Genomic DNA, 23,442 nt, shown 5'->3' with positions numbered 1-23,442 from the left:
CTGCCGCCGTCAGCTTTGCAGGCGCTGCGCGAGGCCGGCCATGGCCTCGCGCAGCGCATCGCTCGACGTATCCAAAGGCGCCGCGTGCACTTCGCGGCACGCCTGCTCAAGCTCGATACACGCCGCCACCACCCGCGCGGCCCCGACCATCTGCGCGCCACCCTTGATGTGATGAGCCAGATCGCGAAGCCCCGCGCGATCCTGCTCTTGCTGCAACAGATCCAGACGTTGCAGATCAAGGTGCAAGCTGTTCAGCACCTCCTTGCGTAAATGTTCGATCACGCCACGATCATTTCCGGCCATTTGCTCCAGGGCGCTCAGATCGATCTCCGCCAATACTGGCACCGCGCTGGAGGCCGCCGCGATGTCGCAGTGACTGGCCGCCGTCAATGCCTGCGCCAGATCGTGCAAGCGGATCGGTTTGAACAGGCACTCGTCCATGCCGGCCTTCAGGCACCGCGTCCGTTCCTCGGCCTGCGCGTTGGCGGTAAAGCCAAGAATCAGGCAAGGCTTGCGCCCGGCAATCGCTTCTTCATCACGAATGGCCTGCGCCAGTTGATAACCGTTACGCCTCGGCATGTTGCAATCGGTGATCACCACATCGAACGCTTGCGTACGCCAGCGCTCAAGACCTTCATCACCGTTTTCGGTGTCGACCGTGCGATGGCCGAGTTCACTCAACTGCCAGCACAGCAGCAGACGGTTCACCGGATGATCGTCAACCACCAGCACACTCAGTGAACACGCAGCAGCAATGTCGGCTTGCGGGGGTGTCGGGGTCTGAGCGAGAGCGGCCAACAGCGGCAGTTCGAGACTGACTTCGACTTGCGTACCCTCGCCCGGCGCACTGTCGAGCCGCAGCGTGCCGCCCATCATTTCGCAGAGGCTGCGACTGATGACCAGGCCCAGTCCGGAACCGCTGCGTGCCGACTGCGAGTGATTGCTCGCCTGCACGAACGGGCTGAACAAACGCCGCCGATCGTCGTGGCTGATGCCCACCCCGCTGTCCTCGATCCGCACTTTCACGGCCAGTGTTTCTGTCACCGCTGCGCTCACCACCAGCCGCAGACTGACCTCGCCTTCTTCAGTGAACTTGATCGCATTGCTCAGCAGATTCGATAGCACTTGTTTGAACCGCGTCGGATCAATCAGCACATCAACGTTGCTGCGGGGATCCAGTTCGATGTGCCACAACAAGCGCTTCTGCCGCGCCAGCCCTTCAAACACCCTGCACACTGACGCCACCAGCTCGCGCAGGTTGGCGCGTTCGGGCGCGAGTGACAGGTGCCCGGTCTCGATCCGTGCGATGTCGAGAATGTCGCCGATCAGCGCCAGCAATTGTTGCCCGGCATTGGACGCTACCTGAATCGCCAAGCGATCGGTCACGCCTTCTTCTGCGCGCTTGAGGGCCAGTTCGAGCATGCCGATCAAGGCATTCATCGGTGTGCGGATTTCATGGCTCATGGTTGCCAGAAACGTGGTTTTCGCCCGATTCGCATCGTCTGCTACGTCCTTGGCTTCCTGCAATTGCTGCAACCATTGCTGGCGTCGGCGGATCTGCTGGCGCTGAAAAACGATCCAGGCCAGCGCGAGTGCCAGCAAGACCGCCGCACCGGCAAAGCCGAGGAGAATCTCGCGGCGATGTTGTAACCAGTAACTGTCATCCACCACCACATCGTGGCTCCAGCGCTCAACCAGTTCGTCCATCTGTTGTGGGGCGATGCTCAACAACGCCTTGTTCAGGATCGAATGCAGTGCGGGCATTTGCGGTGCGGTCGCCAGCGCAATGCGCGCCGGTTGATCGCCGACCGTGCCAGTAATACGCAGACGTTCGCGGTAGTGACGGGCGATCAGAAAGCGCGCCACCAGCAACGAGCTCACCGTGGCGTCGACTTGCCCCTTGGCAATCAGCGCCATGCCTTCGGCAGGGCTTTTGACTTCGATCAGACGGATGCCCGGCACGCGTTCCAAGAGAAATCCGCGCAACGGGTGGCCGCGATAAATCGCCAGCCGTTTACCGGCCAGGTCATCAAGGTTGAGCGGCCCCTGCACGGTGATTGCACTGACCAGCACAAAAGGATTGTTCAGATAGGCGCGGGTAAATTGCAGTTCGGTTTCGCGCTCGCTGCTCGGTGTCACCACTGGCAACACATCCAGCTCACCGGCCTTGAGTTGTTCGATCTGACGATCGAGCGACGCACCACGCACGATTTCAAAATTCAATCCGCTGCGCTGGCTGATCAAACTCAGCAACTGCGCGGACAACCCGCTGAAGCGGCCGTCGGCATCAAAAAAAGTCAGCGGCGCAAAATCGTCGATGGCACCGACCCGCACCCGTGGATGCTGGTCCAGCCAGGCCTGTTCACTGGCACTGAGTTGCACCCGCGATTGGTCAGCCATCTCGGCAAGGCCAACGCTCCAGCGCTGCTCGATGCGTTGGCGATGCTCCATGGGAATGGCGGTCAACACCTTGTCGACGATGCGCTTGAGGCGTACATCGCTGCGCAACAAGGCAAAAGCGAACGAATTGGCGTCCAGCCCCGACGGGCCGGCCAATTGCAGGTCGTTGCGATAATTGGTGTTGATCAGATAGTTGGCACTGATGAAGTCGCCCAGATACACATCATCCGCGCCGAAGGCCACCGCACCGAGCGCATCCATCGCCGAAGGGTAACGCTGCACACTGGCATAGGGATAAAACCCCTGCACATCCGCCAGCGGCAAATAGTCCTCGACCATGGCCACGCGCTTGCCGGCAAGATCGGCCGGCAGCTTTTCATCGAGGCGAGTCACCAGCATCGGCTGATCTTCGGCGTAAGCGCGGGACAGGATGAAATCCGGGTCGGCGGCTTCAAAATTGTTCGAGGTTCCCAGCAGATCGAGGTCACCACGCTTGAGTGCCGCCATCACCGCATCGCGGTTGGCAAAACGCCGGACTTCAATGCGTATGCCGAGCAACTGCGCCAGCAGATCAGCGTAATCGGCGGTGAGCCCTTCGAGTTCCTGGTGATTGCGGGTGATCTCGAACGGTGGGTAATCCGGACCGGAAATACCCATGCGCAGCACCGGGTGCTGCCGTAGCCACTGGCGGTCCTGCTCGTCCAGCCGCAGCTGGACGTTTGCCAGGCCGGTACGGGTCAATACCTGCAGCACCTGCGGCGTGTCACCCGCCCAACTGCTGGCGATCAGACTCAACCACAGGCAGACAATCCAGCATCCCTGCCGCATGTGCGCTTGCTCAGATCACATGATTGCGCTTGGCGAATTCGCGCAAGAGCACCAATGAGTACACCCCGAGTTTTTTCATCAGTCGGGTTTTATAGGTGCTGACGGTTTTGTGGCTCAGGTGCATGTCCCCGGCAATCGCCTTGTTGGACTTGCCCTGCCCCAGTTGCACGAAAATAGTCAACTCACGATCAGAGAGCTGATCGATCATCTGTTTTTCGGTGGTTTGCACGGCATTCAGCGTGCTGAGGTAGTCCGGAAGCGCGGAAAAATAGGTATGTCCCGAAACGACCGCCTGAATGGCATTGCGCAACTGCTCCAGTTGATTGGTTTTGGTCACGTAGGCCATGGCCCCGGCACGCACACAGCGCTCCTGATAGAACATGGGTTCGTGTGTACTGAAAACCAGCACTCGGCATCGTGGATAATTGACCCTTATCCGCTCCAGAACGTCGAGTCCATCGAGTACTGGCAAATTCAGATCGAGTATCACCAGTTGCGGCGCGTGCTCACGAATAAGCGACACCACCTCGTTGCCTTGGGACGCCTCGTATATCCGCTTGAATCCTTCGCCTTGCAACACGATTCGGATGGCGGCGCGCACCACCGGATGATCATCGACGACAAGCGCTGACTTCATGGCCACTCCCGATGCAAAGTCTGACGAACAGGCCACCGATTGGGGCTGCTCCGGACTCAGTGGCTGCGCAGGGACTGTTACACGTAACGGCGCGTAAATCACCTGTCAGATCTGACAGTTGCAGAAAATGATTTTCTATGCATGCGCAGCGCTCTGCACCAACGGATTTACCCTGGGGGCTGATAACGTCTGTGCCCGTGCGGGTGCGTCGACCAGCGCCATCAACTGGTCGATCGACTGTTTTGATGGCAGTGACAAATGGCTGATCTGGACATTTTCCTGAGCGAAGCCGGAAGCCAGCTGCAACGGCGCCGTTTGCTCGTTGTAGATCAACGCCTGGCGAACCTGCGGGTTATCCAGGAAAAAACCCAGCAGATCCAGCGAGCCTGCAGCGAGTTCGGCGTTGATCACCACCACATCGAAGGGCTCGCAACCGTAGTCCACCAGGGTCAGCAGCTCGGTGAGGTTCTGCACCGGAGCAATGCGGTAATAATTGAGGCCGTTGAACAGTCGCTCGATTTTCATCCGGTGAAAATGCTGAGGGTCTGCGATCAGGATGCGCAGGGCTTTATTGATCATGATCGATCTCCCGGGGTCACGGTTTCTGGTTGCGGCAAGACTACGCAAGCTGCGTGGCGGGTTCTGTAGGAATAATCCGAAAAAAAAGGTTACTCATCCGAGTCATGCCCATCACTGTGCTGTCGCCAGGTCAGCGATCAAAGGGCCGAGTGTCTGCCGATCCGCTGTACGGATCAGGGTCAAATAGCGTCGATCAGTACTGCATATCGCCTGTGCGCATGCCTCGCCTCGACATTTGTCGTAAATAACGGCATGACGAATCTGCAGGTTGCATTGAAAAAAACGCCAAGGATCGACTCCACCGACCGCCATCAGCTCAGCGTTGATGATCAGCAGGTCATAGTGCTCAAACGGATCGGACGAGTAATGTGTCGCACCCAGCAGCTCACGCAACGAATACACCGACACGTACCCGCGACAGCCGAGCTCGTTGAGGCATTTGCCGATTCGCACATGCAGCGCCCGTTGCTCGTCGGCAATAAGGATTCGCCAGCGTTTGTAGGACATTGTCTTTCACAGCCCAGGAAAATCACGCTCATCACGTGAATGACAAGGCTAATCAAAAGGAGCCGTGACGCCTGTAGGACAAATCTTAAAAATGGATGGAGAGCTGCCGAGAGCAAAAAAAAAGCCACACCCGTCATCACCGGATGTGGCGTTGCTACTGAACGGATGAGAGCGGTTTATTCAGTGGTACTCGGACTCCAGAACGCCTGCACCACCAGCGCCGATGTGGAAATCCGCGCGACCAAAGCGTCGAGTTCATCACCATCGACCGAGGTTGTGGCCAGTGTCGCTTCGATTTCTATTTCATCGGCACCAAACGCATGCACATCGACATCGCTGGCCGGGTAGTTGCTGCGCTCAAGCTCGGCTTCAAGCAAGGCGAACACGGCGGTCTGCTGCGAGCGTCGGGCGATGACGTAGACGATGTTGGTGACTTCTGCCGAAACCACGTCCAGTGGCTGGCGGTTGATGTTGTTGACGATCGGCCGCAGCAAAGTGTTGGCGGCCAGAATGAACAGTGTGCCGAGCACCGCTTCGGCAAGCAGATCGGCGCCGGCACAGGCACCGACCGCCGCCGAAGTCCACAGGGTCGCGGCGGTGTTGAGGCCGCGCACGTTGCCCTCTTCACGCATGATCACCCCGGCGCCGAGAAAGCCGATCCCGGAGACCACGTAGGCAACCACGCGCACCGCGCCTTCGGCACCGGCGAGACGGTTGGCCATGTCGACGAAAATCGCTGCACCGACCGCGACCAGCACATTGGTGCGCAGGCCGGCGGTGCGTTGCCGGTACTGGCGCTCGAAGCCGATCAGACCACCGAGAATGAACGCAGCGCTGAGACTGACCAGAGTGTCGAGCAGCGAATCGAGGTTGAGGTTGTTGATGGCTTGCATAGTAATTTCCCTGAATACACACAAATCCCCCTGTAGGAGCTGCCGCAGGCTGCGATCTTTTGATTTTGTTTTTAAAAGACAAGATCAAAAGATCGCAGCCTGCGGCAGCTCCTACAGGGGAGAGCAATCCTGCTGTTATTGCCAGCCGAACCGGCGGATGTAGAAACCTTTCACCGCCTGGGTCAGCGCCATGTACGCCAGCAGGATCACCGGCAGGAACACGAAGTACAGCGACGGTAGCGCCTGCAATTTGAAGTAGTGCGCCAGCGGTCCCATCGGCAGGAAGATGCCGACCGCCATGATGATCCCGGTCATCACCAGCAGCGGCATGGCTGCACGGCTTTGCAGGAACGGAATCTTCGGCGTGCGGATCATGTGCACGATCAGCGTCTGGGTCAGCAAGCCGACCACGAACCAGCCGGACTGAAACAGGGTCTGGTGATCCGGGGTGTTGGCATCGAAGACGTACCACATCAAGGCGAACGTGGTGATGTCAAAGATCGAACTGATCGGGCCGAAGAACAGCATGAAGCGCCCGACGTCGCCCGGCTGCCAGCGTTGTGGTTTTTTCAGCATGTCCTCGTCGACGTTATCGAACGGAATGGCAATCTGCGAAATGTCGTAGAGCAGGTTTTGCACCAGCAGGTGCATCGGCAGCATCGGCAGGAACGGAATAAACGCACTGGCGACCAGCACCGAGAACACGTTGCCGAAGTTGGAACTGGCGGTCATCTTGATGTACTTGAGCATGTTGGCGAAGGTGCGCCGCCCTTCGAGCACGCCCTCCTCCAGCACCATCAGGCTCTTTTCCAGGAGGATGATGTCGGCCGCTTCCTTGGCGATGTCCACCGCGCTGTCCACGGAAATACCAATGTCGGCAGTACGCAGGGCTGGCGCATCGTTGATCCCGTCGCCCATGAACCCGACCACATGGCCGTTGCCTTTGAGGATGCGCACGATGCGCTCCTTGTGCGACGGCGTCAGTTTGGCGAAGACGTTGGTGGTTTCCACGGCCACTGCCAGTTCGGCATCGCTCATGCGCTCGACGTCATTACCCAGCAACAGCCCCTGTTGCGCCAGGCCGACTTCGCGGCAGATTTTCGCGGTGACCAGTTCGTTGTCACCGGTCAGCACCTTCACTGCCACACCGTGTTCGGCCAGGGCCTTGAGCGCTGGCGCGGTGCTTTCCTTCGGTGGATCGAGGAACGCCACATAACCGATCAGCGTCAGTTCCTGTTCATCGGCCAGGCTATAAACTTCGCGACCTTCCGGCATCGAGCGGGCGGCCACCGCCACCACGCGCAAGCCTTCAGCGTTGAATGCTGCGGTGACCTGACGAATCCGGGTCAGCAATTCATCGCTCAAGGCTTCATCGACCTCGCCGTGACGCACGCGGCTGCACACCGCCAGTACTTCTTCCACGGCGCCTTTGCAGATCAGTTGATGTGGCTGGCCACGGCCTTCGACCACCACCGACATGCGCCGACGGTTGAAGTCGAACGGGATCTCATCGACCTTGCGAAACGCTGTGCCGACTTTCAGTTCGCGGTGGACTTCCACGTGTTCCAGTACAGCGACATCGAGCAGGTTTTTCAGGCCGGTCTGGTAGTAGCTGTTGAGGTAAGCCATTTCCAGCACGTCATCGGAATCTGCGCCCCAGACATCGACATTGCGCGCGAGGAAAATCTTGTCCTGAGTCAGGGTGCCGGTCTTGTCGGTGCAAAGCACGTCCATGGCGCCGAAGTTCTGGATCGCATCAAGACGTTTGACGATGACCTTTTTGCGCGACAGGAACACCGCGCCTTTGGCCAGCGTCGAGGTGACGATCATCGGCAGCATTTCCGGGGTCAGGCCAACGGCAATCGACAGCGCGAACAGCAATGCTTCGGTCCAGTCACCCTTGGTAAAACCGTTGATGAACAGCACCAGCGGCGCCATGACGAACATGAAGCGGATCAACAGCCAGCTGACTTTGTTGACGCCTTGCTGGAACGAAGTAACTGCGCGATCAGTGGCGCCGACACGCTGGGCCAACGCACCGAAATAGGTGCTATTGCCGGTGGTGAGAATCACCGCCACCGCCGTGCCCGACACCACGTTGGTGCCCATGAACAGGATATTGTCCAGCTCCAGCGGATTGCGCGTATCGCGATCCTGCTGATGTGGAAACTTCTCCACCGGCATCGATTCACCAGTCATCGCCGCCTGACTGACGAACAGGTCCTTGGCGCTGAGCACCCGGCAATCGGCGGGAATCATGTCACCGGCCGAGAGCACAATCAGATCGCCCGGCACCAATTGCTTGATCGGCAATTCGCTGCGCGGCGCGTCACGGCGCATCACCGTCGCGGTGTTGCTGACCATTGCCTTCAGCGCATCGGCGGCCTGGTTGGATTTGCTTTCCTGCCAGAAGCGCAGCAGCGTCGACAGCACCACCATGGAGAAAATCACCACGGCGGCCTTTAGGTCTTCGGTCAGCCACGAGATCACCGCCAACAGGGTCAGCAGCAGGTTGAACGGGTTTTTGTAGCAGTGCCACAGATGAATCCACCATGGCAGCGGCTGTTCGTGTTCGACTTCGTTGAGGCCGTATTGCGCACGCAGCGCATCGACTTCGAAATCGGTGAGGCCGTCTGAATGCGTACCGAGTGACGACAGCAACACACCGCTGTCGCACTGCGCGGCATCGACCAAAGTGTTGGCCAGCGTCGGCGGGACTTCACGGCTGACCGTGGTGTCGTTGATCGATTCCAGCAGCGCCAGGCGACGGAAGTGCCGGGCGATGTGGCGGGTGCGCAGAAAACCTGCGAAGAATTCCTTGAGCGTAAGTTTCATGGCTGTTGCCCCTATGGTCAGCCGGGAAACCGTCAAGCAGGTACGGCCGCGCCTCGTCCGCCGGAAAAACCGGCACGGCAAGGCCTGGCGCGCCGGTCAGAAAAGACAGGCGTGTCGATAGGGCTGCGATCTCGACAGTGAAGTCGAAACCACGCTCTGTTCAGCGTCGATGAGAAGGACGTCGGGACATGACCACGGACGGGTCATGCACGGGATGCCGCTGCTCGCTTTTACGGCGAGACAACGACAGAGAAAGTCTGCGCGTTATCTTGCCGAGAATCTGCCGGTTACCGAGACCGGCCGACAACTGTCACTCGAACAAGTACCCACTGTGGGTCTCCGCTATTGATGAAAACGCGCGAAGCTTACGCCCCGATGTCTGGAGAGTAAACCCGCAAAAGGAGGTGTTTCGGGGAATGTGGGGGGATGTTCAGGAAGGGTTCAGGATTCGGATTTTGCGGTGATTTTGATGGCCCCTTCGCGAGCAGGCTCGCTCCCACATTGGTTCTTCATCTGACACAAAATCTGTGTTCACTGAAAATCCCCTGTGGGAGCGAGCTTGCTCGCGAAAGCGGTATGTGAGGCGCTAAAAAATCAGCTGGCAGTCGCCAACAACAGATCCGCCATCGAGCGATGCCCACGGTTCTTGCCATGCTCATACAAAGAGGCAGCAATCTCGTCCGCACGAATCGGCAACACCGACAGCAGCGTATCGCTCAGACCATGGCTGGCCTGGCAGAAGCCCTGCATGTAGATGCCGGCCTTGCAGCGCTCGTCGGTGATCAGTTTGTAGTTGCGATCAACCTCGAAGTCACCCAGATATTCTTCCAGCGGCGCCAGCAGTTTGCGGTGCATCTGCCGTTCGTAACCGGTGGCCAAAACAACAGCGTCGTAATTGCGCACGGTGACTTCGCCAGTGGCGCTGTTGCGCACGGCCAGTTCGATACCGTTTTCGGTGGCGGTGGCTTTTTCCACGGTGGTCAGGGTGCGGAATGCGTGACGGGCGATCCCGGAAACCTTCTGGCGATAGAAGATGCCGTAGATGCGCTCGATCAAATCGATGTCGACCACCGAATAGTTGGTGTTGTGGTACTCGTTGACCAAACGCTCACGCTCGGCGCTGTTTTGCTGGAACACCAGATCGGTGAACTCCGGCGAGAACACTTCATTGACGAACGGGCTGTCATCCGCAGGTTTCAGTGCCGAGCCGCGCAGGATCATGTCGACCTGCACCGACGGGAACGAATCATTCAGGTCGATGAAGGCTTCCGCCGCACTCTGCCCGCCACCGATGATCGCAATGCTCATCGGCTGGTTGTTCACGCACGGCTGTTTGGCCATTTGCGACAAGTATTGTGAATGGTGGAACACGCGAGTGTCACCCTTCAGCGCTTTGAACGCCTCAGGAATACGCGGCGTGCCGCCGGCGCTGACCACCACCGAACGGGTGGTGCGCACATGTTGCAGGCCGTCGCTGCCACGGGAAATGACGCGCAGCGCTTCAACCTGATGATTGTGCAGCACCGGTTCGATGGTCAGCACTTCCTCACCGTAACGGCTCTGCGCGGTGAACTTGCCGGCGACCCAGCGCAGGTAATCGTTGTACTCCATGCGGCACGGATAGAAGGTGCCGAGGTTGATGAAGTCGACCAGACGGCCGTGATCCTTCAGATAGTTGACGAACGAGTACGGGCTGGTCGGATTGCGCAGGGTCACCAGATCCTTGAGGAAGGAAATCTGCAACTCGCTTTGCGTCGACAGGGTGTTGCCGTGCCAGCTGTAGTTGGCCTGCTTGTCGAGGAACAGCACATCCAGCTCGCCCTGGATCGGGCCGCGCTCTTGCAGAGCGATGGCCAGCGCCAGGTTCGAAGGGCCGAAACCGACGCCGATCAGGTCGTGAACGATGGGCGATGCAATTGCCTGTGTCATTTCCAGTGTCCTCTGGATGAACCCCTCAACCGTGGGGATAAAGCCTGGGTGACCTGACCGGCCCGAAGCAGGACAGCAGATCGTCTGTTGAGTAGGAACGAGGACGGTGAAAAAAAATTTACTGAGGAAGGATCAATGGGCGTCCCATTGTTTGATCCGCACCCGGCAATGTTTCATGGCATTGACGATGTGTTTCTCCACCAGCGCTTTGGAAATCCCCAGGCTCTCGGCGATTTCGTTATGGGACAGACCTTCGATCTTGCGCAGCAAAAAACTTTCGCGACACAGCGGCGACAATTCTGCCAGTGCGCGCTGCAGCATCGCCAGACGTTGACCGTGATCAAGGGTGCCATGGGGCGACGGGGTGAAATAGCGCTCTTCGCTGTCCAGCACGTCGAGCGGCTCGGCCTGACGCAAGGCGTTGCGCCGATGATCATCGATGACCAGGTTCAATGCCGTGCGATAAAGAAAAGCCCGCGGTTGTTCGATCGGCGTATCGCTGGAACGCTCCAGCACCCGCACATAAGCGTCATGCACCACATCTTCGGCCACCTGACGGTTGCCTAGCCTGGCGTTAAGGAAACACACCAGCTCGCGATAGTAGTTCTCCAACATGACTCCCGACCGCTGCGGTGCGGTTTCGATCCTTGAGCCAGACCCGCGATGGTCAAAACGACAATGGCAGGATGGTGGCAATTTCAGATGCGTAATTTATAGTAATTCTCATATAGATTTAAAGCGCTGTTTCGATTTGCCCGACAAATTGTTGCCCGCTATACCTGTTACCGCGTTTTGCAGCGCTTAAATTACCCATCGCGTCTCTCGTTTAAAGGACAGTTCCCCGTATCTGTCGCCTCCTGCGTCAGCGTTCGGTCGTGGCCCGCGTGCGGTGCCGGCTGGATGACGGGTCGATTTTCACTGGCCGGAACCCTGCATGAAACGTCCCCGCCCCGCCCGACGCGCCCTGCTCGCAGCCCTTTGTCTGATTCCCGTTGTCGCCGTAGCCGCATGGCAGATATTGCCCCCCGGCCGGGACAAGTTCGCCACCGTACCAGTCAGTCGCGGCGACATTGAAAGCAGCGTCACCGCGCTGGGCACGTTACAGCCCAGGCGCTATGTGGACGTCGGCGCCCAGGCTTCCGGGCAAATCCGCAAAATCCATGTGGAAGTCGGCGACGTGGTCAAGCAAGGCCAATTGCTCGTGGAAATCGATCCGTCCACACAAAAGGCCAAGCTCGACGCCAGCCAGTTCTCCATCGAAAACCTCAAGGCGCAGCTGCAAGAACAACAGGCCCAGCACGAACTGGCGCGGCAGAAGTACCAGCGCCAGCAGAACCTCGCGGCCGGCGGCGCCACCCGTGAAGAAGACGTGCAGACAGCCCGCGCCGAACTCAAGGCCACCCAGGCGCGTATCGACATGTTCCGCGCCCAGATCCGCCAGGCCGAGGCCAGCCTGCGCAGTGATCAGGCCGAACTCGGTTACACGCGCATCTATGCGCCGATGGCCGGCACCGTGGTCGCACTCGATGCCCGCGAAGGCCAGACACTCAATGCCCAGCAACAGACGCCACTGATTCTGCGCATCGCCAGACTGTCGCCGATGACGGTCTGGGCCGAGGTCTCCGAGGCCGATATCGGCCATGTCAAACCGGGAATGACCGCTTACTTCACCACGCTCAGCGGGGGTAATCGGCGCTGGAGCAGCACCGTTCGGCAAATTCTGCCGGTGCCACCCAAGCCGCTGGACCAGACCAGTCAAGGCGGTGGCAGCCCGGCCAGCTCAAGTAAAAGCGGCAGCGCGCGCGTGGTGCTGTACACCGTGTTGCTGGACGTCGATAACGTCGACAACGCCTTGATGGCAGAGATGACCACGCAAGTGTTCTTCGTCGCCGACCAGGCAAAAAACGTGCTCACCGTACCGGTCGCCGCCCTGCAAGGCAGCGCCGTGGCCAATCGGCAGACCGCGCAGGTCATCACCGCCAATGGCGAGATTCAGTCCCGCGAAGTACGCACCGGCATCAGCGACCGTCTTAGAGTGCAGATTGTCGAGGGTTTGAACGAAGGCGATCACTTGCTGATCGGCCCGGCCGACGGCAGCGGAGGTTGAATGCAAACGCCTCTGATCGAACTGCAGGACATCCGCAAATCCTACGGCGGCGGTGACGCTCCCGAAGTTCACGTGTTGCGCGGCATCGATCTGTCGATTCATGCCGGCGAATTCGTGGCGATTGTGGGAGCGTCCGGCTCCGGCAAATCAACGTTGATGAACATTCTTGGCTGCCTCGACCGACCGACAAACGGCGAATACCGTTTTGCCGGGGAGAACGTCGCCGGCCTCGACAGCGATGAACTCGCCTGGCTGCGGCGCGAAGCCTTCGGTTTCGTCTTTCAGGGCTATCACCTGATTCCGTCCGGCTCGGCCCAGGAAAACGTCGAGATGCCGGCCATCTACGCCGGCACCCCCGCCGCCGAACGGCATGCCCGCGCCGCCGCCCTGCTCGACCGCCTCGGTCTGGCCGCGCGTACCGGCAACCGCCCCCATCAACTGTCCGGAGGCCAGCAACAACGCGTGTCGATTGCCCGCGCACTGATGAATGGCGGCCACATCATCCTCGCCGACGAACCGACCGGCGCCCTCGACAGCCACAGCGGCAAGGAAGTCATGGCGCTGCTCGATGAACTGGCGAGCCAGGGCCACGTTGTCATTCTCATCACCCACGATCGCGAAGTGGCGGCGCGTGCCAAGCGCATTATCGAAATCAGCGATGGCTTGATCATCAGCGATAGCGCCACAAACAAACCCGACGCCCAGACCAGTGCCAATCCCGGCGCCCTGCAAGCGGTGGATCTGCGCAAGCGCTTGAGCGAAGGCGCCGAAGCTACCGGGGCCTGGAAAGGCGAACTGGTGGACGCCCTGCACGCCGCATGGCGAGTGATGTGGATCAACCGCTTCCGCACTGCGCTGACCCTGCTCGGCATCATCATCGGCGTAGCCTCGGTGGTGGTGATGCTCGCCGTCGGCGAAGGCAGCAAGCGCCAGGTCATGGCACAAATGGGCGCGTTCGGCTCCAACATCATTTATCTCAGCGGCTCGGCGCCCAACCCGCGAACGCCACCGGGCATCATCACCCTCGACGATGTGCATGCCCTGGCGAGCCTGCCGCAAGTGCAGCGGATCATGCCGGTGAATGGCGCCGAGGCCGGTGTGCGCTTCGGCAATGCCGACCACCTGAGTTACGTCGGCGGCAATGACACCAACTTCCCGGCAATCTTCAACTGGCCGGTGGTTCAGGGCAGCTACTTCACTGAGGCCGACGAACAGAACGCGGCAGCCGTTGCGGTGATTGGCCACAAGGTGCGGACCAAACTCCTCAAAGACATTGCCAACCCGATTGGCCAGTACATCCTGATCGAGAACGTGCCGTTTCAGGTGGTCGGGGTACTGGCGGAAAAAGGCGCCAGTTCCGGCGATTCCGACAGTGACAACCGCATCGCCGTGCCCTACTCCGCCGCCAGCGTAAGGCTGTTCGGCACGCGTAATCCCGAGTACGTGGCCATCGCTGCCGCCGACGCGCGCAAGGTCAAGGACACCGAACACGCCATCGAACAACTGATGCTGAACCTGCATAACGGCAAGAAGGATTTCGAACTGACCAACAACGCCGCGATGATCCAGGCCGAAGCGCGCACGCAAAACACCCTGTCGCTGATGCTCGGCTCGATTGCGGCGATCTCGCTGCTGGTCGGCGGCATCGGCGTGATGAATATCATGCTCATGACCGTTCGCGAACGCACGCGCGAGATCGGCATTCGCATGGCCACCGGCGCCCGCCAGCGCGACATCCTGCGCCAGTTTCTCACCGAAGCGGTGATGCTCTCGGTGGTCGGCGGCATCGCCGGCATCGCTCTGGCGCTGATCATTGGCGGTGTGCTGATTCTCAGTGAAGTCGCGGTGGCGTTCTCATTGATGGCGGTACTCGGCGCTTTTGGTTGCGCCCTGGTCACCGGTGTTGTCTTCGGCTTCATGCCGGCCCGCAAAGCTGCCCGACTCGACCCGGTCACGGCCCTTACCAGTGAATGATCGCTCTATGAAACCGCGCCTCAGTCTGTTGACCGTCTGCCTGATACTCAGCGCTTGCGGCAGTACCCCACAACCTCCGGACAGCGGCATCGTGCCGCCGGCCGCCTGGCAATCGCCGCAGAGCACCGGCGCCGAACGCGACGCCCTGCGCTGGTGGACGCGCTTTGCCAGCCCGCAACTCAATCAACTGATCGAACAGGCCCAGGTCGGCAGTTATGACCTGGCCGCGGCCATCGCTCGCGTCCGTCAGGCGCGTGCCGACACCGTGATTGCCGGCGGTTCGCAGTTGCCGGAAATACAAGGCACCGGCAATGCCAATCGGCAGAAGCTGTTGCGTGGCGAGGGCTATCGGCAACTGGATGCCGACAGCAGTAACAGGGCGGTGGACTACTTCGACGTCGGCCTCAGCGCCAGTTACGAAATCGATTTCTGGGGCGGCAAGCGCGCATCGCGCGACAGCGCACAATTCAGCCTGCAAGCCAGCGAGTTCGATCGCGCCACTGTCGAGCTGACGTTGCTCAGTGGCGTCGCCAACAGCTACACGCAGGTGTTGTCACTGCAGGAACAGAGTCGCATTGCCGAGCTTAATCTGGCCAACGCGCAAAACGTCCTGCAATTGGTGCAGACGCGCTACAACGCCGGCTCCGCCACCGCGCTGGAGCTGGCGCAACAAAAAAGCCTGGTGGCCGCGCAGCAACGCCAACTGCCGACCGTCCAGCAACAGGCCCGAGACGCGCAGATCGCTCTGGCCGCACTGCTCGGCCGCCCGGTGCAAGACCTGCCGGCCAGCCGCGAGTCCTTCGACCAGTTGCAGTGGCCGCCGATATCCGCCGGCGTGCCCAGCGAACTGCTGACGCGGCGCCCGGATATTGCCCGCGCCGAGGCGCAATTGGCGGCAGCTCAGGCGAATGTCACAGTGGCACGAGCGGCGATGCTGCCGAAAATCACGCTGGGCGCGAGCATCGGCTCCGGCGCCAACCAGGCTGACGATGTGTGGCGCAGTCCGTTCTACAACCTCACCGCCGGGCTGATCGCACCGATCTTCAACAATGGTCGTTTGGGGGCCGAACGCGACAAAGCGACGGCTCGTCAGGAGGAGCTGCTGGAAACTTATCGCGGCGCCATCATCAACGGTTTCGCTGACGTCGAAAAAGCCCTCAACAGCATCCGTGGACTTGATCAACAACGGCAGTGGCAGAGTGAAGAACTGAACCAGGCGCAAACCGCCTTCAACATCGCCCAGAGCCGTTATCAGGCCGGCGCCGAGGATTTGCTGACCGTACTGGAAACCCAGCGCACGCTGTATGCGGCGCAGGATCAGAACGTGCAACTGCGGCTGTCGCGAATGCAGGCGAGTATTGCCTTGTACAAGGCATTGGGCGGCGGGTGGCAGGCACTGTAATCGCGCAGCCCGGCCAAGCGCTTTCGCGAGCAGGCTCGCTCCCATAAGAGATCGCATTTCAACTGGTGGGATGCGGCCAACCTGTGGGAGCGAGCCTGCTCGCGAAGAAGCTGACGCGGAAATCAGACCTGAGTCTGTTTGGCCTTCAGATTGCGCGCATACCACGGCCGTGGCGGTACGCGACGGAACAGTCCGGCGAGCTTCTTCTCGTCATTGAGGAAGGTGATGCGCAGCGCCAGCTTCATGGTCTCCGGGTCCATCTCCACAGTCTTGCCCGTCTGCAATCCCGGTGTGGTGCTGCAACCATGGGTGACTGGCCCTAGCCAGGGATCATCGACCTCGTTCCAGCGTCCCGGTGCAAACCACTGCACACCATTGACCACTTTGCGAGTGACTTCACCCGGATGGAAGCGCTCGTGCGCGCGGAACCAGTCTTCAATACGATCGTCGATCCAGCCATGGAAATGCCAGAACGCCGGGTTCACATGAGACGAAAAGGGGTCGCCCAGAAAGTCGTTTTCCGCGCCATACCAGCGCGGCGCGAAATCGGCCTGATCGCGGGCAAACGGCACTGGCTGGCCGTTGGACGGATCACGCGGCACTGACGCCCAGCGCATGTGCAGCCAGTCGTGCAGCCCCAATTCAACCTCGGAACCGAACTGACCGAGCGTGAGTCTGGCCAGGTACACCGGATCACGGTATTGCGACTCCCAGACCTGGAAGTTGCTTTCGTAGGTCTCGGCCGTTTTGAGGTCGCTGACCCACTTGCTGTACTCGTCATCACCGTCAGCCAGCCATGCGGGCGGCAGCGCCGTGCCGTCATGGTTGTCGAAGTAACGGGCGAAGCCCGGGCGATCACGGATCAGTTCCGGTTGTGGCAGCGGAAAGTATTCCCACGATGGCAGGTCCTGCATTGAACGCGCCGTGCCGAGCATGTGCCGATGCATGAAGAAGAAATCCACACCAGAACCGTTGCGGTCCTTGCGCGGCCCACGGGCATCGCGCTCCTTGTCACGCGGTCCGGGCTGCCAGCCGATGCCGCGCAGGGCTTCGCGCTTGTCTTCAGGCAAGGTGTGCCACTTGTCCCGCGTGGCATGCCACAACTGGTGGAACAGTCGGTGCTCGGGGGAAATCAACCAGGCGAGCAGCGTCGGATTCAACGGTGTCCGTTCACGCGCCTCGGGAAACAGTCGCTTGACCGCGACAAATCCGTTGTCCTGCGCTGGCAAGGCCAGGGGGCGATCCAGACGCATCGCTTTTCCGCTGAGGGTGCCTTTGCCGGCGTTGCCGAAATCGGCCCAGACCTCATCGAGGATCATTTCCAGCTCATAGTTGATCTGGCCTTGCGCACCGACCAGGCGCCAGCTCAGTTTCGCCGCATTGGCACCGGCCAGATCGCCAAGAATTCGGTAACGAGGTGTTTCGCCAGAGCGCAAACGCTCCGGCGTATCAAGGAAACCACAGACGCCACGACCTTTCTGGCCGATGTCGAGGAACACTTGCAGGCCCTCCGTCGGCAGGCCTTCAAGGCCTGCGTCACGGCCTTCGAAACGAATATCCCAGACGCCCCGCAAGGCACTGGCCAAGCGTTGTCCGGCGAGGTCGGCGACGTCGAAAGACGCTTCACCCGGAGTGATCGTCGGATCCGGCTTCGTCCATTCACGATGCCCAAAATAAGCCGCCGGCACGGCAGCGCCGGTCAGCGCCAGGCCCGCCATGAACCATCGTCGAGAAATCTTCATTGCCCTACCTGTGTCAGCCATGAAGCAGGCTTTATCCAAGCTAGAACGTTTGCTGCCCGGGCAAATTTAAGCCGTCATTTTCGCCACGGGGCGCTCGTCCTAAATTTCCCCGTCGATCGCTCGTTCCTCCCAGATAGCAAAGGCTTTGCGCCTGCACCTCGATGGCGAACCCGACTGAGATGGCAATGACAAAACCACGTTCGAAAAAGGCTCTATTCATCGGCCTGCCCTTAGCCCTGGCGATCAGTGCCGGTGCAGGCTTTGCCGCTTGGCAGCACTGGTTCAAGGATGAGCTCGGCTATCCGGCGAAGATCGTGAAACAGGCGGATGAACTGCACGAACGCATGCTCTCCTTCGACAGCCATGTCAGCCTGCTGCAGGACTTCGGCACCCAGGGCAACGAAGCCGATAAAGACGGTACAGGCCAGTTCGACCTGGCCAAGGCTGGCCGTGGGCGCTTGTCCGGTGCCGCACTGACCATTTTCGGCTGGCCGGAAATGTGGAACGGCCCCGATGCCCCGCACAAACCGACTGCCGGCTTCATCGACGAAGCCCGCAACCAGCAGGAAATCCGCTACCGGATTATCTCCGGCATGGTTCGCGACTTCCCCAATCAAGTCGCGATCGCCTACACACCGGACGATATGCGGCGCCTGCATGGCGAAGGCAAGTTCGCGATTTTCATCAGCATGCTCAACGCCTATCCACTGGGTCATGACCTGAGCCTGCTGGACCTGTGGACGGCGCGCGGCATGCGCATGTTCGCCTTCAGTTACATCGGCAATAACGACTGGGCTGATTCTTCGCGGCCGCTGCCGTTTCTGAATGATTCGCCGGACGCCCTCGACGGCCTCTCGGACCTGGGCAAGCAAGCGGTCAAACGCCTCAACGATCTGGGCGTGATCATCGATGTCTCGCAAATGTCCACCAAAGCGCTGGAGCAAGTCGCTCAACTGAGTCGTACGCCACTGGTCGCCTCGCACTCGGCGCCGCGAGCGATGGTCGATATTCCGCGCAACCTCAGCGACAAGGAAATGCAACTGATCAAGAACAGCGGCGGCGTCGTGCAGATCGTCGCGTTCTCGCAGTACCTGCGCCCGCTCACTCAGCAAACCCAGGACAAACTCAACGAACTGCGCAAGGAGTTCGACCTGCCGCCACTGCCGAACCTGGCGATGGCATTGATGCCTGGCGATCCGATCATTTCAGCCTGGTCCGAACGCAAATTCGGCCAGTACGCCAGCCGCCTCTACGCGATCCTTGAAGAGGAGCCGAAAGCCAGCCTGAAGGATCTGGGCGACGCCATCGAATACGCCGTGCGCAAGATCGGCATCGACCATGTCGGCATCAGCTCCGACTTCAATGAAGGTGGCGGCGTCAAAGGTTTCGAGAACGTCGGCGAGATCCGCAATGTCACCGCCGAGCTGCTGTCGCGCGGCTACTCCGAAGCCGATATCGCCAAGCTCTGGGGCGGCAATTTCCTGCGCGTCTGGGGCGAAGTCGAGAAAGCCGCGAAACCGGCATTGGCCAGCGCACAGGGAACTGCCAAGCCATGAGCAACCGCCGTGAGTTTCTGAAACAGGCCGGGGTGCTCGCCGCCGCGTTGCCACTGGGCGCCAGCCTACCGACTGTTGCCAGCGCCGCGGTTGCCGCACCCGCACCTGCACCGCGCAACAAATGGGCGCAGTTGCAGCAATTGTTCGATCAAGATCCGGACTACCTGCACTTCTCCAACTTCCTGATCACCTCGCACCCGAAACCGGTGCGAGAGGCCATTGAACGGCATCGCGCCGCGCTCGACAAAAATCCTGGCCTGGCCATGGATTGGGACCTCGGCGTGATCGAGCAGCGCGAGGAAAACGTGCGGGTCTGGGCCGGTCAATATCTGCAAGTCAACGCCAAACAGATTGCCCTGACCGGTAGCACCACCGAAGGCCTGACCATGATTTACGGCGGCGTGCATGTACGTCCCGATCAGGAAATCCTCACCACCGTCCACGAACACTATGCCACCCACACCATCCTCGACTTGCGCAAGGAGCGCGAGGGCACACAGGTGCGCAAGATCCGCCTGTTCAAGGATCCGCAAACCGCGAGCAAAGCTGAAATCCTCGCCGCCATCGACAGTGCCATCCGCCCTGAAACCCGCGTGCTGGGCATGTGCTGGGTGCATTCGGGCAGCGGCGTGAAGCTGCCGATCGGTGACATCGGCGCTCTCGTCGACAAGCACAACCGTGGCCGCAGCGATGCCGAGCGGATCATCTACGTGGTCGACGGCGTGCACGGTTTCGGCGTCGACGACCTGAGTTTCGCGCAGATGAACTGCGATTTTTTCATTGCCGGCACCCACAAGTGGATGTTCGGCCCACGTGGCACCGGCATCGTTTGCAGCCGGTTCGAAGAGGTCAGATACGTCACGCCCATCACTCCGACGTTCTCCGAAGCTACGACGTTTTCCACCACCATGACACCCGGTGGCTACCACTCCTTCGAGTATCGCTGGGCGCTCGACGAAGCCTTCAAGCTGCACCTGCAACTGGGCAAGGCCGACGTCGAAGCACGTATCCATGCGCTTAACAGTTATCTGAAAAAGCGTCTGCTGGAACACCCGCAAATCGAACTCGTCACGCCGCTGAGTCCGCAACTGTCAGCCGGTTTCACCTTCTTCCGCGTCAAGGGCCGAGACAGCGACAAAGTCGCCGCTTACCTGATGCAGAACCGGGTGGTCGCCGATGCCGTGGAGCGCGATGTCGGCCCGGTGGTGCGCACTGCGCCGGGCTTGCTTAACGACGAAGCGCAAATCGATCGCTTGATGGCGTTATTGGCCAGACAGCTTTAAGCGCCCTGCTCCCACGTTTCCTTTCAACCTGTTATCGAGAACCCTGATGAACAGTCGTGAACTGCGTAAATTTTCCTTGAAGACGCTGCCCGCTCTGGGCCTGGTGGCTTTGCTGTCCAGCGTGCTGCCAGGGCATGCACAAGCGGTCGAGCCACTCAAACCCGGCAAAGTCTTCAAGGACTGCAAGGACTGCCCGGAAATGGTCGTGCTGCCCACCGGCACTTTCACCATGGGCACGCCGGAGGATGAAGTCGGCCGTGAACCGGACGAAGGCCCGATGCATCCGGTGACTTTTGCCAAACCGTTGGCCATCAGCCGTTTCCAGGTCCTTCGCGGCCAGTGGGACGCTTACCTGGCAGACAGTGGCTACGCGATGCCCGATGGCGACAAGCGCCCGGGACGCGCGTGCAAGGCCGGCATCCCCGACTACCAGGGCAGCGATCCGAAAAAGCAGTACACCGACAAGCATCCGGCGGTGTGCATGAACTTCACTGAAGCCGAAGCCTATGTGGCGTGGCTGTCGAAGAAAACCGGCAAGGCGTACCGACTGGTCAGCGAATCGCTGCGTGAATACGCCGCCCGCGCCGGCAGCACCGGGCCGTTCCCTTTCCCGTTCGATGAAGGCAAGGAATACAGCATCGCCAAACACGCCAACACCTACGGCGCTGCCGATGGCTACAACTTCACGGCGCCGGCGGGCACGTTCCCGGCCAACGCCTTTGGCGTCTACGACATGCACGGCAACATCTACGAGTGGACGGCCGATTGCTACCACGAAAACTACGTTGACGCGCCGAGCGACGGCAGCGCGTGGCTGACCGGCGACTGCAAGATTCGCCGCATCCGCGGTAATGACTGGGGCGAAGCGCCGGTGTTCTCGCGCTCGGGCAACCGCAACGCGACTTACATCGACGACCGCGGCGACTGGATCGGCTTTCGCGTCGCGCGCGATCTGTAACGCCGAGCCGCTCGCTCGTCGCCTCAGTCCTCGATAAACCCGCGGGCGGCTAAATCGCTGCCCGCGGGTTTCGTCTTTTAACCAGCCAAACCTTTGAACCAATGCCCTTACCGGCACCAGAAGCGGAAACCTCCATGACCACAAAATCGCGCGGAGCCATCAGTGAAGTCCTCGGCCTGCTCAAGCCTTACCGGGTCGTCGTGGCGCTGTCGATCCTGCTCGGCATGCTCGGTGGCGTCAGCGTCACCGCCCTGCTGGCGACCATCAACAAAGCCCTCAATGGCACAGGCAGCCCGTCCGCGACGGTGCTGGCGACGTTTGCCGGCCTCTGCGCCTTTGCCCTGTTGACCTCGATTCTGTCGGACATCGGCACCAACCATGTCGGTCAGCACATCATTGCCGGGCTGCGCAAGTCGCTGGGGGAAAAGGTCCTGCTGGCGCCCATTGAACAGATTGAGCGGTTCCGCAGCCACCGCTTGATTCCGGTGTTGACCCACGATGTCGACACGGTCAGCGACTTCGCCTTTTCCTTCGCGCCGCTGGCCATCGCGTTTACCGTGACCCTCGGTTGCCTGGGTTACCTGGCGTTCCTTTCCGCACCGATGTTCATTCTGCTGCTGGTGGCCCTGGTGATCGGCATTGCCGTGCAATACGTCGCGCGCAACAAAGGCATCAAAGGGTTCGAAACGGCGCGCGAAGCCGAGGATGAACTGCAAAAGCATTACAGTGCGATTGCCGCCGGCGCCAAGGAATTGCGCATTCACCGGCCACGCCGCCAGCGCATGTTCAGCCAGCGTATCGAAGGCACCGCCGACTTCATCTGCCAGACCCATATCCGCTCGGTAAACATTTTCGTGATGGCGAAGACGTTTGGCTCGATGCTGTTTTTCGTGGTCATCGGCCTGGTGCTGGCCTTGCAGTCGCTGTGGCTGGACACCGACAAAGCCGTGCTCAGCGGGTTTGTGCTGGTGCTGCTGTACATGAAGGGCCCGCTGGAATACCTGATCACCACCCTGCCGGTAATCAGCCGCGCGAATATCGCCTTCAAACGCATCAATGATCTGGCCGAACAGTTTTCGTCGCCGGAACCGCACCTGCTGCTGAGCGAGTCCGCGCCGGTGCGCAAAACACCGGTTCAGCACCTGCAAATGCAGAACGTGCATTACGCTTTCCCAGCGGTCAAAGGCAGTGCCGCGTTCGAGCTGGGACCGGTCAACCTGAACATCGCTCAGGGTGACATCGTGTTTATCGTCGGCGAGAACGGCGGCGGCAAAACCACCCTGATCAAACTGCTGCTGGGCCTTTACGCTCCGCAACGCGGTGAGGTGCTGCTCAATGGCGAGGTGGTTGATGCGCGCGCCCGCGATGACTACCGCCAACTGTTCACGACCATTTTTGCCGACTACTACCTGTTCGATGAACTGGTCCAGGGCGATCAACAGGTGCCGGCCGACGCCGGCCGTTATCTGGAGCGCCTGGAAATCGCCCACAAGGTGAGCATCCAGGACGGCGTGTTCAGCACCACGGACCTGTCCACCGGTCAACGCAAGCGTCTGGCGCTGATCAACGCCTGGCTGGAGGAGCGTCCGGTGCTGGTGTTCGACGAGTGGGCCGCCGACCAGGATCCGGCTTTCCGGCGGATTTTCTACACCGAGTTGCTGCCGGAACTGAAACAGATGGGCAAGACCATCATTGTGATCTCCCACGACGACCGTTACTTCGACGTCGCCGATCAATTGGTGCGCATGGAAGGTGGCCGGGTCGTCACCCACAAAAAGCCCCTCGAAACCGCCTGAGCAACTGTGTCTTGCC

Annotated in this window: 16 protein-coding genes; 7 read left to right on the top strand and 9 right to left on the bottom strand. The window is 60.3% G+C overall.

The window, feature by feature from the left end; genetic code table 11:
• Nucleotides 1-9: 9 nt before the first annotated feature.
• From F8N44_RS16020 to F8N44_RS15985, 8 genes are all read right to left on the bottom strand, one after another.
• Nucleotides 10-3,228 carry a transporter substrate-binding domain-containing protein gene (locus tag F8N44_RS16020; protein WP_150650988.1) on the bottom strand — a complete coding sequence of 1,073 codons (3,219 nt, stop codon included), beginning with the start codon at nucleotides 3,226-3,228 and terminating at the stop codon, nucleotides 10-12.
• 10 nt (nucleotides 3,229-3,238) lie between these two features.
• On the bottom strand, nucleotides 3,239-3,865 hold the full coding sequence (locus tag F8N44_RS16015; protein WP_150650987.1) for a response regulator transcription factor: 627 nt from the start codon (nucleotides 3,863-3,865) through the stop codon (nucleotides 3,239-3,241).
• Nucleotides 3,866-4,000: 135 nt separating this feature from the next.
• Complete coding sequence (locus tag F8N44_RS16010) at nucleotides 4,001-4,444, bottom strand: chemotaxis protein CheY (protein ID WP_150650986.1); 444 nt, start codon at nucleotides 4,442-4,444, stop codon at nucleotides 4,001-4,003.
• A 111-nt stretch (nucleotides 4,445-4,555) separates the two neighbouring features.
• Nucleotides 4,556-4,951 carry a hypothetical protein gene (locus F8N44_RS16005; protein ID WP_150650985.1) on the bottom strand — a complete coding sequence of 132 codons (396 nt, stop codon included), beginning with the start codon at nucleotides 4,949-4,951 and terminating at the stop codon, nucleotides 4,556-4,558.
• Between the two features lie 176 nt (nucleotides 4,952-5,127).
• Nucleotides 5,128-5,844, bottom strand: a complete 717-nt coding sequence (locus F8N44_RS16000; protein ID WP_007913384.1) for an MgtC/SapB family protein — start codon at nucleotides 5,842-5,844, stop codon at nucleotides 5,128-5,130.
• A gap of 135 nt (nucleotides 5,845-5,979) precedes the next feature.
• Nucleotides 5,980-8,679, bottom strand: coding sequence for a magnesium-translocating P-type ATPase (mgtA, locus tag F8N44_RS15995; RefSeq protein WP_150650984.1), 2,700 nt, complete (start codon nucleotides 8,677-8,679; stop codon nucleotides 5,980-5,982).
• A gap of 594 nt (nucleotides 8,680-9,273) precedes the next feature.
• Entirely contained in the window at nucleotides 9,274-10,608 is a 1,335-nt protein-coding gene (locus tag F8N44_RS15990) for a lysine N(6)-hydroxylase/L-ornithine N(5)-oxygenase family protein (protein ID WP_150650983.1), read from the bottom strand.
• A 132-nt stretch (nucleotides 10,609-10,740) separates the two neighbouring features.
• Nucleotides 10,741-11,223, bottom strand: coding sequence for a sigma-70 family RNA polymerase sigma factor (locus F8N44_RS15985; RefSeq protein WP_127926551.1), 483 nt, complete (start codon nucleotides 11,221-11,223; stop codon nucleotides 10,741-10,743).
• A 319-nt stretch (nucleotides 11,224-11,542) separates the two neighbouring features.
• Between F8N44_RS15985 and F8N44_RS15980 the strand changes: the two genes are divergently transcribed.
• From F8N44_RS15980 to F8N44_RS15970, 3 genes are read left to right on the top strand one after another with little or no spacing between them, the layout of a single operon-like run.
• On the top strand, nucleotides 11,543-12,715 hold the full coding sequence (locus tag F8N44_RS15980) for an efflux RND transporter periplasmic adaptor subunit (protein WP_150650982.1): 1,173 nt from the start codon (nucleotides 11,543-11,545) through the stop codon (nucleotides 12,713-12,715).
• Entirely contained in the window at nucleotides 12,716-14,689 is a 1,974-nt protein-coding gene (locus F8N44_RS15975) for a MacB family efflux pump subunit (protein WP_150650981.1), read from the top strand.
• 7 nt (nucleotides 14,690-14,696) lie between these two features.
• Nucleotides 14,697-16,091 carry an efflux transporter outer membrane subunit gene (locus F8N44_RS15970; protein WP_150650980.1) on the top strand — a complete coding sequence of 465 codons (1,395 nt, stop codon included), beginning with the start codon at nucleotides 14,697-14,699 and terminating at the stop codon, nucleotides 16,089-16,091.
• A 122-nt stretch (nucleotides 16,092-16,213) separates the two neighbouring features.
• Here the strand turns inward: F8N44_RS15970 and F8N44_RS15965 are convergent, their stop codons facing one another.
• A complete protein-coding gene (locus F8N44_RS15965) occupies nucleotides 16,214-17,833 on the bottom strand; it encodes a PvdJ/PvdD/PvdP-like protein (protein ID WP_150650979.1) in 1,620 nt (539 codons plus the stop codon).
• A 185-nt stretch (nucleotides 17,834-18,018) separates the two neighbouring features.
• Between F8N44_RS15965 and pvdM the strand changes: the two genes are divergently transcribed.
• The 4 genes from pvdM to F8N44_RS15945 all read left to right on the top strand — a co-directional run bounded on the left by pvdM (nucleotide 18,019) and on the right by F8N44_RS15945 (nucleotide 23,426).
• Nucleotides 18,019-19,389 carry a pyoverdine-tailoring dipeptidase-like protein PvdM gene (pvdM, locus tag F8N44_RS15960; RefSeq protein WP_150650978.1) on the top strand — a complete coding sequence of 457 codons (1,371 nt, stop codon included), beginning with the start codon at nucleotides 18,019-18,021 and terminating at the stop codon, nucleotides 19,387-19,389.
• A complete protein-coding gene (locus tag F8N44_RS15955) occupies nucleotides 19,386-20,672 on the top strand; it encodes an aminotransferase class V-fold PLP-dependent enzyme (RefSeq protein WP_150650977.1) in 1,287 nt (428 codons plus the stop codon). The genes pvdM and F8N44_RS15955 overlap by 4 nt, the downstream gene beginning before the upstream one ends.
• Nucleotides 20,673-20,718: 46 nt before the next feature.
• On the top strand, nucleotides 20,719-21,630 hold the full coding sequence (locus F8N44_RS15950; protein WP_150650976.1) for a formylglycine-generating enzyme family protein: 912 nt from the start codon (nucleotides 20,719-20,721) through the stop codon (nucleotides 21,628-21,630).
• Nucleotides 21,631-21,764: 134 nt separating this feature from the next.
• Nucleotides 21,765-23,426, top strand: coding sequence for a cyclic peptide export ABC transporter (locus tag F8N44_RS15945; RefSeq protein ID WP_150650975.1), 1,662 nt, complete (start codon nucleotides 21,765-21,767; stop codon nucleotides 23,424-23,426).
• The last annotated feature ends 16 nt before the right edge of the window (nucleotides 23,427-23,442 follow it).

It is taken from the genome of Pseudomonas fluorescens (assembly GCF_902497745.1).
GTDB lineage: Bacteria > Pseudomonadota > Gammaproteobacteria > Pseudomonadales > Pseudomonadaceae > Aquipseudomonas > Aquipseudomonas fluorescens_BM.
The sequence above is the reverse complement of the archived record's forward strand: the minus strand, read 5'-3'. Positions and strand labels throughout refer to the sequence as shown.